Raw genomic sequence first — 15,144 nt, 5'->3', positions numbered from 1 at the left:
AAGGGGACGTGACGACGATGACCCAGACGTCCGCTCGCTTCCGCGAGTTCAAGATGCCCGACGTGGGCGAGGGCCTCACCGAGGCCGAGATCCTCAAGTGGTTCGTCCAGCCCGGTGACACGGTCACCGACGGCCAGGTCGTGTGCGAGGTCGAGACGGCGAAGGCGGCGGTGGAGCTGCCCATCCCGTTCGACGGCGTGGTGCACGAGCTGCGGTTCGGCGAGGGTACGACGGTCGATGTCGGCCAGGTGATCATCACGGTGGACGTGGCGCCGGGCAGCGACGAGGAGGCGCCCGCGCCCGCTCCCGTACAGGAGCCGGTGGAGGCACCCGCTCCGGCCGCTCCCGCCGACGCACCGAAGGGCCGTACCCCGGTCCTCGTCGGCTACGGAGTCGCCGAGTCCTCCACCAAGCGCCGCCCGCGCAAGGGCGCCGCTCCGGAGGCCGCTGCCGTGGCGGCGGCGGTCCAGGCCGAGCTGAACGGCCACGGGGCGCCGGTTGCGGAGCCCGAGGCTCCGGTGGCCCGCCCGCTGGCCAAGCCGCCGGTGCGGAAGCTGGCCAAGGACCTGGGCGTGGACCTGGCGAGCGTGGTGCCGACCGGCAAGGACGGCATCATCACGCGCGAGGACGTGCACGCGGCGGCGACGGCGAAGGCGGATGCTCCGGCTCCGGTCACCGAGCCGGTGACGGCGACGGCCGAGCCCTCGGCTGCTCCGGCACCCTCCACCTCCGCCCGCGAGACCCGTATCCCCATCAAGGGGGTCCGCAAGGCGACCGCGCAGGCGATGGTGGGCAGCGCCTTCACCGCGCCGCACGTCACGGAGTTCGTGACGGTCGACGTGACGCGCACGATGAAGCTCGTGGCGGAGCTGAAGGAGGACAAGGACATGGCGGGGGTGCGGGTCAACCCGCTCCTGATCATCGCCAGGGCCCTCCTGGTCGCCATCAAGCGGAATCCCGAGGTCAACGCGGCCTGGGACGAGGCCAACCAGGAGATCGTGCGGAAGCACTACGTCAACCTGGGCATCGCGGCCGCCACCCCGCGCGGTCTGATCGTGCCGAACATCAAGGACGCGCACGACAAGACGCTGCCGCAGCTCGCGGAGGCGCTGAGCGAGCTGGTCGCCACGGCCCGGGACGGCAAGACGTCCCCGGCGGCGATGGCGGGCGGCACGGTGACCATCACCAACGTCGGCGTCTTCGGCGTGGACACCGGCACCCCGATCCTGAACCAGGGCGAGTCCGCGATCCTGGCGGTCGGTGCGATCAAGCTCCAGCCGTGGGTCCACAAGGGCAAGGTGAAGCCGCGTCAGGTCACCACGCTGGCCCTCTCCTTCGACCACCGGCTGGTCGACGGCGAGCTGGGCTCCAAGGTGCTGGCGGACGTGGCGGCGATCCTGGAACAGCCGAAACGCCTGATCACCTGGGCGTAGCAGTGCGTGGGGTGGGCCCGTACGTCTTGGTGGCGTACGGGCCCACCGCCGTGTCCGGTACGTACGTGGTCCTGGCGTACGAGCCCACCGCCATGTCCGGCCCCGGTCACCGTTCGGACAGCTCGGCGAACACGGTCCTCCCGACGCTGCGCGACTCGACGCCCCACCGGTCAGCGGGCTGGGCCACGACCAGGAGACCGCGCGGACTCGTACCCTGGCATGACCAGCGCTCTCAGCACCCGCGCGCCCGCCGCGTGGGGCGCCTTCACGGCCGACCTGCACCGCCGGCGGCGGCCGTAGGCCCGTACGTCCGCCATACGAACGGCGAAGGGCCCGGCCCGCACACACCGTGCGGACCGGGCTCCCTGTCGTACGCGTGGGCCGGCTACAGCTTGAAGCCGTAGTCCATGAGCTTCTTCGCGTCGGCCGTGCGGGTCGACTCGTTGGTCGACGTGAGCACCGTGCCGATGACCGTCTTGCCGTTACGGGTCGCGGCGAAGACCAGGCAGTACTTGGCGGTCGGGCCGGAGCCCGTCTTCACGCCGATCGCACCGTTGTAGGTGCCGAGCATCTTGTTGGTGTTGGTCCACGACATGACGCGCTTGCCACCGTTCTTCATGGTGACCGTCTGCTTCGTGGACTTGGTCTTGACGACCGTGCGGAACGTGGGGTTCTTCATCGCTTCGCGGGCGATGATCGTCAGGTCGCGGGGGGTCGAGTAGTTCTTCCCACCCCCTATGCCGTCGAACGAGTCGAAGTTGGTGTTCTTCAGCTTGAGGCTCTTCGCCGTGGCGTTCATCTTGCCGATGAACGACTTCACGCGGGCGTCACGGGTCTGGCCGGTGCCGAACTTGTCCGCCAGGGCGTACGCCGCGTCGCAGCCGGAGGGGAGCATCAGGCCGTAGAGGAGCTGGCCGACGGTGACCTTGTCGCCGACGATGAGCCGGGCGGACGAGGCGTTCTTCGACACGATGTAGTCGCTGTACGCCTTCTGGACCGTGACCTGGGAATTCAGGTTCACGTTCTTCTGCTGGAGCACCACGAGAGCGGTCATGATCTTCGTGGTGGAACCGGTGGAGCGGCGGGTGTCCGCGGTCTTGCTGAAGAGCGACTTCCCGGTGCCGCTGTTCATCACGAAGCCGCCCTTGGCGTCGATCGTCGGAGCCGGCGGCGCCGTGGCGGCCTGGGCCCCCGAGGCGAGAGCGCCGCTCGCCAGCACCGCGCCCGCGGTGAGGACCACGGTGCTCGTGACGGTCACGCGATTGATGCGCTTGATCCCGATTTTCAACTGAACGCTCCAAATGCCCCTGATATGCGGCCACATAAGGGTGCCGCTCGGTAATGAGACTCCTGGGGCGGGGGAAAGGATGCGTGTCCTGACGGGTGAATTTGCACAGGCTTGGCCCTGGCGGTTCGAGGGCCGCCGAGGGGGACTCCGTCAGGCGTATGAGGAGAGCAGTTCGTCGAGTGTCCAGATCGTCGCCCGTACGCCCGATGTGCGGGCGAGGTACCGGTCCCGTTCGATGAGGATATTGAGGTCGCCGCAGCCGAGCCGGTTGCAGGCGTGCTCGATCAGGGTGCCGCCTGTACTGCCGCCGTCCACGAGTGCCTGAAGGTGGGCTGAGTCCCACTCGACCTCGTTGAGGGCCCAGGGTGCCTTTCCCCCAATGACGGTGGTCAGGACGCCGGAGAGCCGTTCGGCGCAGGAGCGGCGAGCCCGGCCGTCCGAGACCTGGGCGATGTGATTGCCCGTTTCGATGATTGCGGTGACCGGCAGGAGAAGGTCCGTGTCCCGGCGTTCCCGCTTGGTCTTCAGCTCGTCGATCACCCGCTTGCGGTCCTGGCATTTGCCGGGGACCTCCAGCAGATTGCACAGGATCGACGTGTCGACGAACTCCACCCCCCGGGCCACTGCCTCACCCGATCCCGAGGAGTCGGTCGAACTCGGCGTAGTCCTGCTCGCCGCGGCCCTCCCGCATCAGTCGGCCATGAGTCACCACGTCACCCAGCGGGCCGGCCCCCATCGCCGTGGCGTAACCGTCCAACTCGGTGAGCCGCGTGAGGAGGCTGGTGCCTGTGGTGCGGTCGCGTGAGCAGACGATGACCCCTTGGTGGTCGTCTCCGCTGAGAGCGGAGAGCAGGGCGGGGCTGTGGGTGGTGATCAGGACCTGGGTCGCGTTCTTGTCGGCCGCCTCACGTACGAGCCGCAGTACCTCCGCCGCTTGCGAGGGATGAAGCCCGTTCTCCAACTCCTCGATGACGAGAGCCAGAGAGCCGTCAAGGACGCCAAGGGGTGACGTGCCCGTGTCGAGTCCTTTGCCGCCAGTGAGCAGCGAAGTGGCGATCGCGAGGAATCGGAGCATGCCATCGCTCATCTCGCGGGCGGGGGTGAGGCCCAGGGGGCCTTCGTCGAGTGCGAGCATGACGTCCCCCAACTCCGACTTGGTGACGGCGAGCCGCTCGATGTCGTGGTCGGCTAGACCGCGCAGGAGATCGACGAGCTGAGCGAAGAGGCCGGGGTCGTGTCTCTGGATGTTGTCGACAGCGGCCGAGAGGTTCTCTGCTGTTCGGCGGAGGCGGGTGTCGCGGGCCGGTACGTACTGCCGCATCAGGTGCGGTACGGGATCCAGGTGGAAGGCGCCTGTGAGCGCGCTCAGCAACGACTCCGCAGCCCAGAGGGTGTCGCTCTCCCCGTGGCTGTCACCGGGGACGCGGAGAAGGAGCTGAGAGGTCAGCAGGCGACTGCTGCGGAAGGGGGCTCGGGGGTTGCGGCCCGGCTTGCCGTTGTGCCAGGAGGCGTCGATGTCCGCGCGTTGGGTGCTGGGTTCCCCGCTGGTGAGGAGCGCCTTGATGCCGTTCGGGGTCGGTCCCGTAAGCCGTTCCTCAATGATCTGAACCTCCGGCTCCACCTTGATGGTCACGTCGAACCCGACGGGCCCTTCCTCGGTGCTGACCGTGCAGCCCAGCGAGAACCGGTCCGAGCCGTGCGGCACGCACCCGCTCAGCCCGCCTCGCACCGGACCGGCGGCACTGCGCCGGCTCTCCAGCGCTTCGCTGATGTCGTCGCCGCGCGCCAGTCGCGAAAGGACCTCCAGCCCGTCCAGCGCGTTCGACTTGCCGCTGCTGTTGCGTCCGATCAGGACGGTGAGAGGCGCCAAGGGGAGCACCGCGCCGTGGAAGCTCTTGAACGCGGTGAGACGTACCTCTTCGATGGCGTGACCTGTCACTTGCCCAACGTAGCGCACGCCACACAGACCATGTAGCGCTCGCTGCGCAGCACGCCATCGGTGTGCGAAGCCCTGTGTGGTCCAGGATCCGGACGCCGCTCCTCATGCGTGCATGTTGTATCTATGCTGTGCGCATGCCTGCCGCGCCCTCCGCCCCCGCACAGCCGCCGACCACCACCTCTCTCAAGCGACCGCCCGCCGCCGAGCGGGTCTACGCGCACGTCAAGGACGCCGTCCTGGACCGCCGCTACGAGGGCGGGACGCTGCTCACCGAAGGGGGCCTCGCGGATGCGGTAGGGGTGTCGCGGACACCCGTCCGGGAGGCGCTGCTGCGGCTGGAGGTCGAGGGGCTGATCAAGCTCTACCCGAAGAAGGGCGCCCTCGTCCTCGCCGTCTCCGCACAGGAGATCAAGGACGTGGTGGAGACCCGGCTGCTGGTGGAGGAGTTCGCGGCGCGCAAGGCCGTGCCCGCCTCGCCCCGGTTGATCGCGCGACTCGAACAGCTCCTGGAGGAGCAGCGGCAGCTCGCGGAGGCCGGGGATCTGGCGGCGGTGGCGGTCAAGGACCGGTGTTTCCACGCGGAGATCGTCAGACACGCGGGGAACGAGATCCTCTCGCGCCTCTACGACCAGCTGCGCGACCGTCAGCTGCGGATGGGTGTCGCGGTGATGGAGGCCCACCCCGGGCGGATCGAGGCCAACATCACCGAGCACGGTGAGCTGCTGGAGGCGATCCGGGGCGGGGACCCCGAGGAAGCCGCGCAGGTCGTGCGGCGGCATGTCGGGCGCGTGCGGGAGCTGGTCAGGGGTGAGGACCGGTGAGTTCAGGGGCCGCCCCCACCCTCCCGCTGCCCGGCGACCCACCCGGGGGCCGCCGGGCCGCCTGGGTCTGGGGCATCGGTGTCGCCGTCTACTTCGTCGCCATCATCTTCCGCACGAGCCTGGGCGTCGCGGGGCTCGACGCCGCTGACCGGTTCGACGTCAACGCCTCCGCCCTCTCCACCTTCTCCATCCTCCAGCTCCTCGTCTACGCGGGCATGCAGATACCCGTAGGGCTGATGGTCGACCGGCTCGGCACCAAGCGGGTCCTGACCATCGGGGTCGTGCTGTTCACCGTCGGTCAGCTCGGCTTCGCGCTCTCGCCGTCGTACGGGATGGCGCTCGCGGCTCGCGCCCTGCTCGGCTGCGGCGACGCGATGACGTTCATCAGCGTGCTGCGGCTCGGCAGCCGCTGGTTCCCGGCCCGGCGCGGGCCGCTCATCGGCCAGGTCGCCGCCCTCTTCGGGATGGCGGGCAACCTCGTCTCCACCCTCTTCATCGCCCGGGCCCTGCACAGCTTCGGCTGGACCACCACCTTCGTCGGCAGCTCGCTGGCGGGCGTGGTCGTACTGGTACTGCTCCTGCTCTTCCTGAAGGACCACCCCGAGGGCCACGAGCCGCCGCCGGCCGAGCACGCGGGTGCCGCGTACGTACGCCGGCAGATCGCCGCCGCCTGGCGGGAGCCGGGGACGCGGCTCGGGATGTGGGTGCACTTCACCACCCAGTTCCCGGCGATGCTCTTCCTGCTGCTCTGGGGGATGCCGTTCCTGGTCGAGGCACAGGGGCTGAGCCGGGGGACGGCGGGCACCCTGCTCACCCTGGTGGTGCTCTCCAACATGGTGGTGGGGCTCGTCTACGGGCAGGTCATCGCCCGCCACCACGAGGCGCGGGCCCCCATCGCCCTGGGCACGATCGGGACGACCGCCCTCCTCTGGGCCTGCGCGATCTTCTACCCGGCCGCTCACACCCCCGTGTGGCTGCTGACGGTCCTCTGCCTCGTGCTGGGCGCCTGCGGGCCCGCCTCGATGGTCGGCTTCGACTTCGCCCGGCCGGCCAACCCGCCGGAGCGTCAGGGCACCGCGTCGGGGATCGTCAACATGGGCGGGTTCACCGCCTCGATGGTGACGCTGTTCGCCGTGGGAGTTCTGCTGGACGCGACGGGCGGCAACTACCGGGCCGCCTTCTCCTCGGTCTTCGCCCTCCAGGCGCTCGGTGGCGCCCAGATCCTGCGGCTGCGCCGCCGGGCGGCGCTCAGGGAACGCGACCACCATGTGGTCAGCCGCGTGGAGGCCGTGCACGTGCCTGTGTAGGACGTCTTCGTACGTGACGCGCGACCCTCGCACGTGTCCGCATGCCGGCGGCGGCGCGCCCGCCCGTGAACTCCGGGGCGGGCGCCGCCGACGAGGGGTGCGGGCCTACGGGGTCACGGCGAAGTGGTCCAGAATCGCCGTGGCCAGCTCCTGGTCGCCCTCGGCCTTGATCCGGTCGGCCACGGCCGTGTGACGGACCCGGCCGCAGGCGAGGCGTACGTACGTCTCCCAGTCCATGGACAGCGTCACCGCCGGACCCAGCGAGGGCGAGCCGTCGATCGAACCGCGCCCCTCCGCGTCGACCCGGACCGTCCGCAGGAACTCCACCGGGCCGTGCACGTCCAGCACGACCGCCGAGTTGACCGGTGCACCCGCGTCCTTGGCGACCACCTTCGGCAGCGCCGTGAGCAGCACGTCCCGGGTGACGAGCGCGCCCGGGGAGTCCAGGTTGCCCGGATGCCCGAGCGCCGCCCGCAGGTCCTGCTCGTGCACCCAGAGATCGAAGGCGCGCATGGTGTACGCCACTTCGAGGGTCTGCTCGGCGCCCAGCGGGGCGCGGACCGTGGTCTCGGGAGCGCGGGACTCGTTGCGCAGGTGCCGGGCGCGGCGGATGAGGACGTACTCCAGCTCGGACGTCATCTCCGGGGCGGTGTGGTGGCGCCGGACGTCGACCTGCATCTCCATGTAGCGGGCGAAGTCGCTCTGCACGTGGTAGAGATCGCGCGGCAGCGTATGGATGGGGCGAGGGTCCCCGAGCATCTCGCACTCCATGCCGATGACGTGCGACACGATGTCCCGCACCGACCACCAGGGGCAGGGTGTGCGGCGGTTCCACTCCGCCTCCGCGAGCGGCTTGACCAGGTCGGATATCGCTTCGATGGAGTGGGTCGCGGCGTCGGCGTAATTCTGGAGGCTGGGATGGAGCGTCACGGGACCCCTCGGCGGTTCTCGGTGCATGGGCTGGTGAGCAGGGAGTGCTGTCACGGGCGGGCGGGCACTGACGGCGCTGTCGGCGAGCTGCGTGGGAGGTTCGGTGGCTAAGTTACGCTGCGAGCAGGCACCCCGGCAGTGCTTTCGTGTGACGATCGTAGGCCTGTGTTGACGGCTCGAATGCCAGGACGGTGGTAGTGTGCGCGCCTCCCTCATCCAGATCGCAGTAGACCCGGACGAATCCGTCGAGGCCCGGCGGGAGCGGGTGGCCTCCCTGGTCCTCGCCCAACGCGGCGCCGACCTGGTGGTCCTGCCCGAGCTGTGGCCGGTCGGGGCGTTCGCCTACACCGTCTTCGAGCAGGAGGCGGAGCCGCTTCAGGGCCCCACCCACGAGGTGATGGCGAAGGCGGCGGCCGAGGCCGGGGTCTGGCTGCACGCGGGCTCGTTCGTCGAGCGCGCGCCGGACGGCACCCTCTACAACACCGCGCTGGTCTTCGCCCCGGACGGGGGGCGCTCGGCCGTCTACCGCAAGATCCACCGGTTCGGCTTCGACAAGGGCGAGGCGGTGATGATGGGCGCCGGCGAGGAGCTGGTGACCGTCGCCCTGCCGCAGACGACCCTCGGCCTGGCCACCTGCTACGACCTCCGCTTCCCGGAGCAGTTCCGCGGCCTCGTCGACGCGGGCGCCGAGACGCTCGTCGTGGCGGCGGGGTGGCCCGAGCGCCGCCGCGCCCACTGGACCCTCCTCGCCCGGGCCCGGGCCGTCGAGAACCAGGCGTACGTCCTCGCCCTCAGCACGGCGGGCAGCCACGCGGACGTCCCGCAGGCCGGGCACAGCATCGTCGTCGACCCCTGGGGCGAGGTGCTGGCCGAGGCGGGGGCGGACGAAGAGGTGCTGACCGTGGAGTTCGACCCGGCGAAGGTGAGCGCGACGCGGGAGGAGTTCCCGGCGCTCAAGGACCGCCGCCTGGGGCTCGCACCGCCGCCGCGCTGAGCATGCTGCCCCGGACGCCGTGTTTCACGTGAAACCGGCAACTACGGCACACCGCCGTGTTTCACGTGAAACGAGCAACCGCCGTGCGGGACACCGGGCTTCATCCCGCCTACTCCTTCTCCGCCAGCACGATCACGCAGATCGACACGGCGACGAGCAGCGCGATGTCCGCGTCCTCCCGCACCACGTCGATGCCGTACGTGTCCCGGATCGTCAGCCAGCGGCGCGAGATCTGGGCCAGCAGCTCACCGTCGTACTCGATGGCGAACTCGCGGTCCAGGATCTTGCCGCTGACGTCGATCTCGGTCCCGTCCACCAGGGTCACCCGGTAGTGGTTGCGGAGCAGCGAGAGCCGCTTGCGCTTGACCTTGGCCAGTTCCTCGCCACCGCGCTCGATGAGCATGGTGTCGCGCAGGCTGACCAGCTTCTGGCGCAGCTCGACCAGAACCCGGCCGTCGGCGTCCTTCAGCTCGAAGGTGTCGCGCAGCCGCATGGCCTTGCCGTCGACCAGGAAGACCTTGCGGCCCTCGACGTCCTCGATCCAGTAGTCGTCACCGATGGCGAACAGCCGCTCACGTACGAGAAGTCTCATGCGACACAGGTTCCCCCGGCCCCCGGCGGAATGCGCGCAGGCGGTGTCGGTGTTGACTGATGGCATGGCATCACGTGCGCGCGTCCGCGCCCCCGAACTCATCGGCAAGGGCGGCTGGCTCAACACAGGCGACCGGCAGTACACCCTCTCCGAGCTGCGAGGACGCATTGTCATCCTCGATTTCTGGACCTTCTGCTGTGTGAACTGCCTCCACGTCCTCGATGAGCTGCGGGAGCTGGAGGAGAAGCACCGGGACACCGTGGTGATCATCGGAGTCCACTCCCCGAAGTTCGTCCACGAGGCCGACCACCAGGCCGTCGTCGACGCCGTCGAGCGGTACGAGGTCCACCACCCGGTGCTCGACGACCCCGAGCTGGCCACCTGGAAGCAGTACGCCGTACGGGCCTGGCCGACGCTCGTCGTCATCGATCCCGAGGGCTATGTCGTCGCCCAGCACGCGGGCGAGGGCCATGCGCACGCCATCGAGAAGCTGGTGGAGGAGCTGGAGGCCGAGCATGCGGCCAAGGGCACGCTCCGCCGGGGCGACGGCCCGTATGTGGCGCCCGAGCCCGTCGCCACGCATCTCCGCTTCCCGGGCAAGGCGCTGCTGCTGCCCGACGGCGGTTTCCTGGTCTCCGACACCACCCGCCACCGCCTCGTCGAGCTGGACGCGGACGGCGAGACCGTACGGCGCCACTTCGGCACCGGTGAGCGCGGGCTGAGTGACGGAGGCCCGGAGGAGGCCCGGTTCAGCGAGCCGCAGGGGCTCGCCGTGCTCCCCGACGGCCGCATCGCCGTCGCGGACACCGTCAACCACGCGATCCGCGCCCTGGACCTCACGACCGGGGCGACCACCACCCTCGCCGGGACCGGCCGCCAGTGGTGGCAGGGGAGCCCGACCGACGGACCGGCACGCGAGGTGGACCTCTCCTCGCCGTGGGACCTGGCCTGGTTCGGTGACCGGCTGTGGATCGCCATGGCGGGCGTGCACCAGCTGTGGACGTACGACCCCGAGGCCGGGAGCGTGGGCGTCGCGGCCGGGACCACCAACGAGGGCCTGGTCGACGGGCCGGCCGCCGAGGCCTGGTTCGCCCAGCCGTCCGGGCTCGCGGTCTCCTCCGACGGCGAGCGGCTCTGGGTCGCCGACTCCGAGAGCTCCTCCCTGCGCTGGGTCGACCGGGACGGCCACGTGCACACCGCCGTCGGCACCGGCCTCTTCGACTTCGGCCACCGCGACGGGGCCGCCGACCAGGCGCTCCTCCAGCACCCGCTCGGCGTGACCGCGCTGCCCGACGGGTCCGTGGCGGTCTCGGACACGTACAACCACGCCCTGCGCCGGTACGACCCCGCCTCCGGTGAGGTCACCACGCTCGCCACCGACATCCGCGAGCCCAGCGACGCGGTGCTGGTCGACGGCGACCTGGTGGTCGTCGAGTCCGCCCGCCACCGGCTCACCCGCCTGCGGCTCCCCGAGGAGGCCGTACGCGTCCCCGACCAGGCGCACCGCACCCAGCGTGCCGCCACCGAGATCGCGCCGGGCACACTCCGGCTCGACGTGGTCTTCCAGGCGCCCGCCGGGCAGAAGCTGGACACCCGTTACGGGCCCTCCACCCGGCTCCTGGTCTCCTCGACCCCGCCCGAGCTGCTGGCGGACGGCTCCGGCGCGGGCACCGACCTCGGGCGCGACCTGGTCCTCGCGGACGGGGTCACCGAGGGCGTGCTCCACGTCTCCGCGATGGCCGCGTCCTGCGACGACGACCCGGCCAACGAGTACCCGGCCTGCCATGTCCACCAGCAGGACTGGGGCGTGCCGGTGAGCGTCACCGCCGACGGCACCGCCCGGCTGGCGCTGGTCCTGGCGGGGATGGACGAGCCCGCCTGATGCCTGACGGTTTCACGGGCGGCGGCCGGCGGATCAGAACTCGTCGGCTCCGTTGCGCAGTTCGGTGGTCCAGTAGCCGGTGGCCCACTTCTGCGGGTTGACGGCGAGACCTTCGGGGGCGGGGGACTTCACGACCGCCATCCCGCCTCCGTTCGCCTTCAGCGTGACCGTGAACTCCTTCACCGTCTCGGTGCTCTCCTTCCGGCCGCCGTCGGACATGCGCACCGCGGCATAGGCGGACTGACCGGGCTCCAGGATCACCGGGGCCGACGGCTTGCTCTGGGCGACGGCCGGGACGATGCCCCGCGCGTTGTCCAGGAAGTGGATGTGCGGGTACTCCTTCATCTCGCAGCCGGCGCCGGAGGTGTTTTTCGCGGCCAGCGTGAGGTGGGTGTAGGGCGGGCCGTCCTGGCGCTCGGCGGTGATCTTCAGGCCCTGCGCGGTGCAGAGGGGGACGGAGGCCCTGGAACCGTCGGCGGTGGAGCCCGTGGAGCCCGGCGACCCGGTGGAGCCGGTGGTGCCTGTCGCGCCGGAGCCCTTGGCCGTGCTGGCGGCCTGCTCGGTGTCGGTGCCCGTCTCCTCGGCGTCGTTCACCGCCTCCCCGGACTCGGGGGTCTGCGGGGCGACCGCCGCGCCGGTGCTCGTCGCCGGGCCGGCGGACTGGGTGCCGGTGCCGTCGTCACCGCAGGCGGTGAGGGTGAGGGCCAGGACGGCGGTGGTCGTGGCGGCCAGGACGGTGCTGCGACGGCGGAACGTACGCATGGAGACTCCCCCAGGGGTGATGGCGAGGCGGACACCCGGTCGAGACGGCCGCCCGAACTGCTGACGGAGACGACTCTGCCCGTCGCCGCTCACGTACCGCTGACGTCCGGCTGACGTCCGGCCCCCGGCCGCCCGTGGCCCGTCCGGTCAGTCCGTGCCGGAGAGCCGCCGGAGCGCCTGTTCGTGGCGGCGCCGGTAGTCCGCCCGTGCCGTCACCCGCAACAGCGCCCCCAGCGCCTGTACGGCTCCCTCGTCGTAACCGGAATGCTCCGCCTCCGCCGCCGCCAGGTCCAGCAGCCGTATGCCCTCGTCCTCCTCGCCGAGCGCGACGTGCGCCTCGCCGCTGACGGCCAGCAGCAGCGTCCGGCGGGTCACTTCCTCGCGCTCGGGGCCCAGGCCGAGCGCTGTCCGGGCCGATGCGAGGGCGTCCTCCGGGCGGCCGGCGGTGAGCCGCATCCGGGCGAGGTGCTGGAGGCCGAGCATCTCCGTGTGCCGGTCCTCCTCCGTGCGGGCCAGCTCCACGGCCCGTACGCACCCCGCCTGCGCCGTGTCCAGATCACCGAGTTCGGCCTGGAGGACCGCCAGGTTGATCAGCGCGGTCGCCTCGCCCAGCGGGTCGCCGGCCTGGCGGGCGATCAGGGGCGAGGGCTCCAGCAGGGCGGCGGCCTCGGCCATCCGGCCCTCCTCCGTCAGCACCCAGCCGAGCAGGCTGAGCACCCGCGACTCCGCGTACGGGTCCTTGCCCGCGCGAGCCGATTCGAGCGCCAGCTCCAGCAACGGCGACCAGTTGTCCCGCACTCGCCACACCACCTGCGGCCACTGGAGCAGGATGATCCGCCACGCCCGGTCGTCCAGCCCCGCGTCCCGGGCCGCTGCGGCGGCCAGCGCCAGGTCCTCGCGCTCGGCCGCCAGCCAGTGCATCGCCTCGGCACGGTCGGCGAAGTCCCGTACGGCGACGGGGCGCCGGTAGTCGTCCGGGAGGGCGAAACAGGGCTCGCCGCCGGGCTCCGCCGTGTCGGCGGCGGCCAGCGAGGTGGCGATGCAGTGGTCCAGCACCCCGATGAGGGCCTCGCGCGCGGACGCCGGGTCGAGGCCGCGGGCGTAGAGGCGCACCAGGTCGTGCAGGACCCACCGGCCCGGCGCGGTCTCGGCGACGAGGTGGGCCGCGGCCAGGCGCTCCAGCGCCGCCGCCGCGGAGACCGGGTCCGTCCCCGCGAGCGCGGCGGCGGCGTACGGGTCGAAGTGGCCGCCGGGGTGGTGGCCGAGCCGGGCGAACTGGTGGACGGCCTCGGGCGGCAGATGCTGGACGGTCAGCCGCAGCGCGGCGGCGACGCCGGTGTCGTCCACGTCGAGGTACGCCAGTCGGCCGCGCTCGTCGGCCAGTTCGTCCGCGAGCGCGGCCAGGGTCCGGTGTGGCCGTCCCGCCAGCCGGGCCGCGGTGACCCGCAGTGCGAGGGGCAGTCCGCCGCAGAGCTGGGCCAGCCGACGGGCCGCCACCGGTTCGGCTCGCACCCGCTCCTCCCCCAGCACCCCGGCGAGCAGCGCCGTACCGTCGTCGGCCTCCAGCGTGTCGAGCGGGACGGGCCGGGCCGCGTCCGAGGCGATGAGCCCCTCCAGCCGGTGCCGACTGGTGACCAGCGTGACGCAGTCGCTGCCACCGGGCAGCAGCGCCCTGACGGTGGCGGAGTCGCGGGCGTTGTCGAGGACGACCAGCACGCTGCGTCGGCCGGTCAGCGAGCGGAAGAGCGCGCCGGCCGCCGGGGCGGACTCCGGCACCCGGCGCGGTGCGACGCCGAGCGCGAGCAGGAACTCCCGCAGTACGTCGATGAGCGCGGGCTCACCGCCCTCGCTGAAGCCGCGCAGATCGGCGAAGAGGCGGCCGTCGGGGAAGAGCGCACCGCTGCGGTGCGCCCACTGGAGCGCCAGCGCGGTCTTGCCGACTCCGGCCGGGCCCGTGACCAGGCAGACGGGCGCCTCGCCCGCCGCCGCCCGGGTGAGGGCGGCCAGTTCGGCGGTGCGTGCGTGGAAGCCCCGGGGCGCCCGGGGGAGCAGATCGACGGGGAGCGGTTCGCCGGTGTGGGGGGTGGGTGGTGCGCCGGGCAGCGGGGGCCGGGGCGCGGGCGGCGTCTTCTCCGTACCGGTGGCGGTGGCGCCCAGGGGTACGTCACCGGCGTCACCGGCCGGGGCCGCTCCACCGGCCCCGGCCTCGGTGGCAGAGGCCGGTGGAGCGGCGGCGGAGCCCGGGGCAGAGGCACCCGGGCCCGGGACAGCGGCCTGAGCGTCGCCGCCCGGACCCGGCTCCCCCCGCAGGACCAGCGCGTACGCGTCCGCCAGGACGGGCCCCGGGTCGACGCCCAGTTCGTCCGCGAGCAGCCGCCGGGTGCGGTGGAAGCGGTCCAGCGCCTCCGACTGGCGTCCCGCGCGGTACAGCGCCAGCATCAGTGCCGCCGCGAGCGGCTCCCGCAGCGGGTGTGCCGCGGTCTCCGCCGTCAACAGGGCCGCGGCCCGGTGGTGTTCGCCCAGCTCGCCGTAGGCACGGGCCAGTTGTTCGACCGTCGTCAGCCGCGACTCCTCCAGCGACTGCGCTGCCGCCCGCAGCGGCGGACCGGCGAGGGCCCCGCCGAGCGCCGGTCCCTGCCACAGGGCCAGGGCCTCCGTGAGCATCAGGACCATGTCGGCGGCGGAGCGCTGCTGTCGGGCCAGCATCACCAGTTCCTCGAACCGCTGCGAGTCCAGCAGGGTTTCCGGTGCCCGCAGGGTGTACGCGTCGTCGAGGGTGGCCAGTTCCACCCCGTACGCCTCCGCCTCGGCACCCGTCAACAGCGCGCGCAGCCGGGAGACGTGCCCCTGGATGACGCTACGGGCGTGCAGCGGTGGTTCGTCGTCCCACAGGGAGTCCGTCAGCCGGCCGATGGAGACGGGCGTGTTGGCGGCCAGCAGGAGCGCGGCCAGCAGGCTGCGCCGTTTGGCCGGTCCCAGTGGCAGCGGCCCGGTGTGTGTCTCGATGGAGACCGTGCCGAGCAGCCGGAACTCCACGGGCGGTTCCCCTTCCGGGCGGTTCGCGCCCGCGGACGGGGCGCGGGGTCCGCTCCAGAATATCGGGGCCGATCGGTGGCAAACACCGGGTCGTGCCTGGTGGAGGCCGGTTTTCGGCCGCTGTTCGGACCGGACCGGGTCGCCGGTACCCGGGCTCCGC

12 protein-coding genes are annotated in these 15,144 nt (G+C 71.8%); 5 read left to right on the top strand and 7 right to left on the bottom strand.

Annotated features, from left to right (window positions below; all coding sequences use genetic code 11):
* The first annotated feature begins 8 nt into the window (after positions 1 to 8).
* Positions 9 to 1,433: a dihydrolipoamide acetyltransferase family protein gene (locus AC0682_RS07480; protein ID WP_478531511.1), complete on the top strand. Its 1,425-nt coding sequence runs from the start codon at positions 9 to 11 to the stop codon at positions 1,431 to 1,433.
* A 385-nt stretch (positions 1,434 to 1,818) separates the two neighbouring features.
* Here the strand turns inward: AC0682_RS07480 and AC0682_RS07475 are convergent, their stop codons facing one another.
* The 3 genes from AC0682_RS07475 to AC0682_RS07465 form a co-directional block, all read right to left on the bottom strand.
* The gene (locus AC0682_RS07475; RefSeq protein WP_478531509.1) at positions 1,819 to 2,721 is read right to left on the bottom strand and encodes a D-alanyl-D-alanine carboxypeptidase family protein; all 903 of its coding nucleotides are present in this window, start codon (positions 2,719 to 2,721) and stop codon (positions 1,819 to 1,821) included.
* A gap of 150 nt (positions 2,722 to 2,871) precedes the next feature.
* Complete coding sequence (locus AC0682_RS07470; RefSeq protein WP_478531507.1) at positions 2,872 to 3,345, bottom strand: hypothetical protein; 474 nt, start codon at positions 3,343 to 3,345, stop codon at positions 2,872 to 2,874.
* Positions 3,346 to 3,349: 4 nt separating this feature from the next.
* Positions 3,350 to 4,660, bottom strand: a complete 1,311-nt coding sequence (locus tag AC0682_RS07465) for an AAA family ATPase (protein ID WP_478531505.1) — start codon at positions 4,658 to 4,660, stop codon at positions 3,350 to 3,352.
* Between the two features lie 134 nt (positions 4,661 to 4,794).
* Between AC0682_RS07465 and AC0682_RS07460 the strand changes: the two genes are divergently transcribed.
* Positions 4,795 to 5,481 carry a GntR family transcriptional regulator gene (locus tag AC0682_RS07460; protein ID WP_478531503.1) on the top strand — a complete coding sequence of 229 codons (687 nt, stop codon included), beginning with the start codon at positions 4,795 to 4,797 and terminating at the stop codon, positions 5,479 to 5,481.
* Positions 5,478 to 6,788 carry an MFS transporter gene (locus AC0682_RS07455; RefSeq protein ID WP_254812169.1) on the top strand — a complete coding sequence of 437 codons (1,311 nt, stop codon included), beginning with the start codon at positions 5,478 to 5,480 and terminating at the stop codon, positions 6,786 to 6,788. The genes AC0682_RS07460 and AC0682_RS07455 overlap by 4 nt, the downstream gene beginning before the upstream one ends.
* A 105-nt stretch (positions 6,789 to 6,893) precedes the next feature.
* Here the strand turns inward: AC0682_RS07455 and AC0682_RS07450 are convergent, their stop codons facing one another.
* Positions 6,894 to 7,718 carry a maleylpyruvate isomerase family mycothiol-dependent enzyme gene (locus AC0682_RS07450; protein WP_254812170.1) on the bottom strand — a complete coding sequence of 275 codons (825 nt, stop codon included), beginning with the start codon at positions 7,716 to 7,718 and terminating at the stop codon, positions 6,894 to 6,896.
* 199 nt (positions 7,719 to 7,917) lie between these two features.
* On the opposite strand from AC0682_RS07450, the gene AC0682_RS07445 reads away from it, so the two are divergent.
* Entirely contained in the window at positions 7,918 to 8,712 is a 795-nt protein-coding gene (locus AC0682_RS07445) for a carbon-nitrogen family hydrolase (protein WP_478531501.1), read from the top strand.
* 109 nt (positions 8,713 to 8,821) lie between these two features.
* Here the strand turns inward: AC0682_RS07445 and AC0682_RS07440 are convergent, their stop codons facing one another.
* Positions 8,822 to 9,304: an LURP-one-related/scramblase family protein gene (locus tag AC0682_RS07440; RefSeq protein ID WP_254812172.1), complete on the bottom strand. Its 483-nt coding sequence runs from the start codon at positions 9,302 to 9,304 to the stop codon at positions 8,822 to 8,824.
* Between the two features lie 64 nt (positions 9,305 to 9,368).
* Here AC0682_RS07440 and AC0682_RS07435 point away from each other — a divergent pair, with 64 nt between their 5' ends.
* Entirely contained in the window at positions 9,369 to 11,186 is a 1,818-nt protein-coding gene (locus tag AC0682_RS07435; RefSeq protein ID WP_478531500.1) for an NHL domain-containing thioredoxin family protein, read from the top strand.
* Positions 11,187 to 11,219: 33 nt separating this feature from the next.
* On the opposite strand, the gene AC0682_RS07430 is transcribed toward AC0682_RS07435, so the two are convergent.
* Together AC0682_RS07430 and AC0682_RS07425 are read right to left on the bottom strand one after the other, a co-directional pair.
* Positions 11,220 to 11,948: a DUF4232 domain-containing protein gene (locus AC0682_RS07430; RefSeq protein WP_254812174.1), complete on the bottom strand. Its 729-nt coding sequence runs from the start codon at positions 11,946 to 11,948 to the stop codon at positions 11,220 to 11,222.
* 147 nt (positions 11,949 to 12,095) lie between these two features.
* Positions 12,096 to 14,984, bottom strand: a complete 2,889-nt coding sequence (locus AC0682_RS07425) for an AfsR/SARP family transcriptional regulator (RefSeq protein ID WP_478531499.1) — start codon at positions 14,982 to 14,984, stop codon at positions 12,096 to 12,098.
* Positions 14,985 to 15,144 lie beyond the last annotated feature (160 nt).

Source organism: Streptomyces sp. NPDC043746 (genome assembly GCF_056436485.1).
This window is presented reverse-complemented; position numbering and strand designations above follow the sequence as displayed.

Bases quoted from the DNA above. Each gene is read 5' to 3' on its own strand.
- AC0682_RS07460 (WP_478531503.1), top strand. From the start codon at position 4,795: ATGCCTGCCGCGCCCTCCGCCCCCGCACAGCCGCCGACCACCACCTCT.
- AC0682_RS07435 (WP_478531500.1), top strand. From the start codon at position 9,369: ATGGCATCACGTGCGCGCGTCCGCGCCCCCGAACTCATCGGCAAGGGC.
- AC0682_RS07440 (WP_254812172.1), bottom strand. From the start codon at position 9,304: ATGAGACTTCTCGTACGTGAGCGGCTGTTCGCCATCGGTGACGACTAC.
- AC0682_RS07430 (WP_254812174.1), bottom strand. From the start codon at position 11,948: ATGCGTACGTTCCGCCGTCGCAGCACCGTCCTGGCCGCCACGACCACC.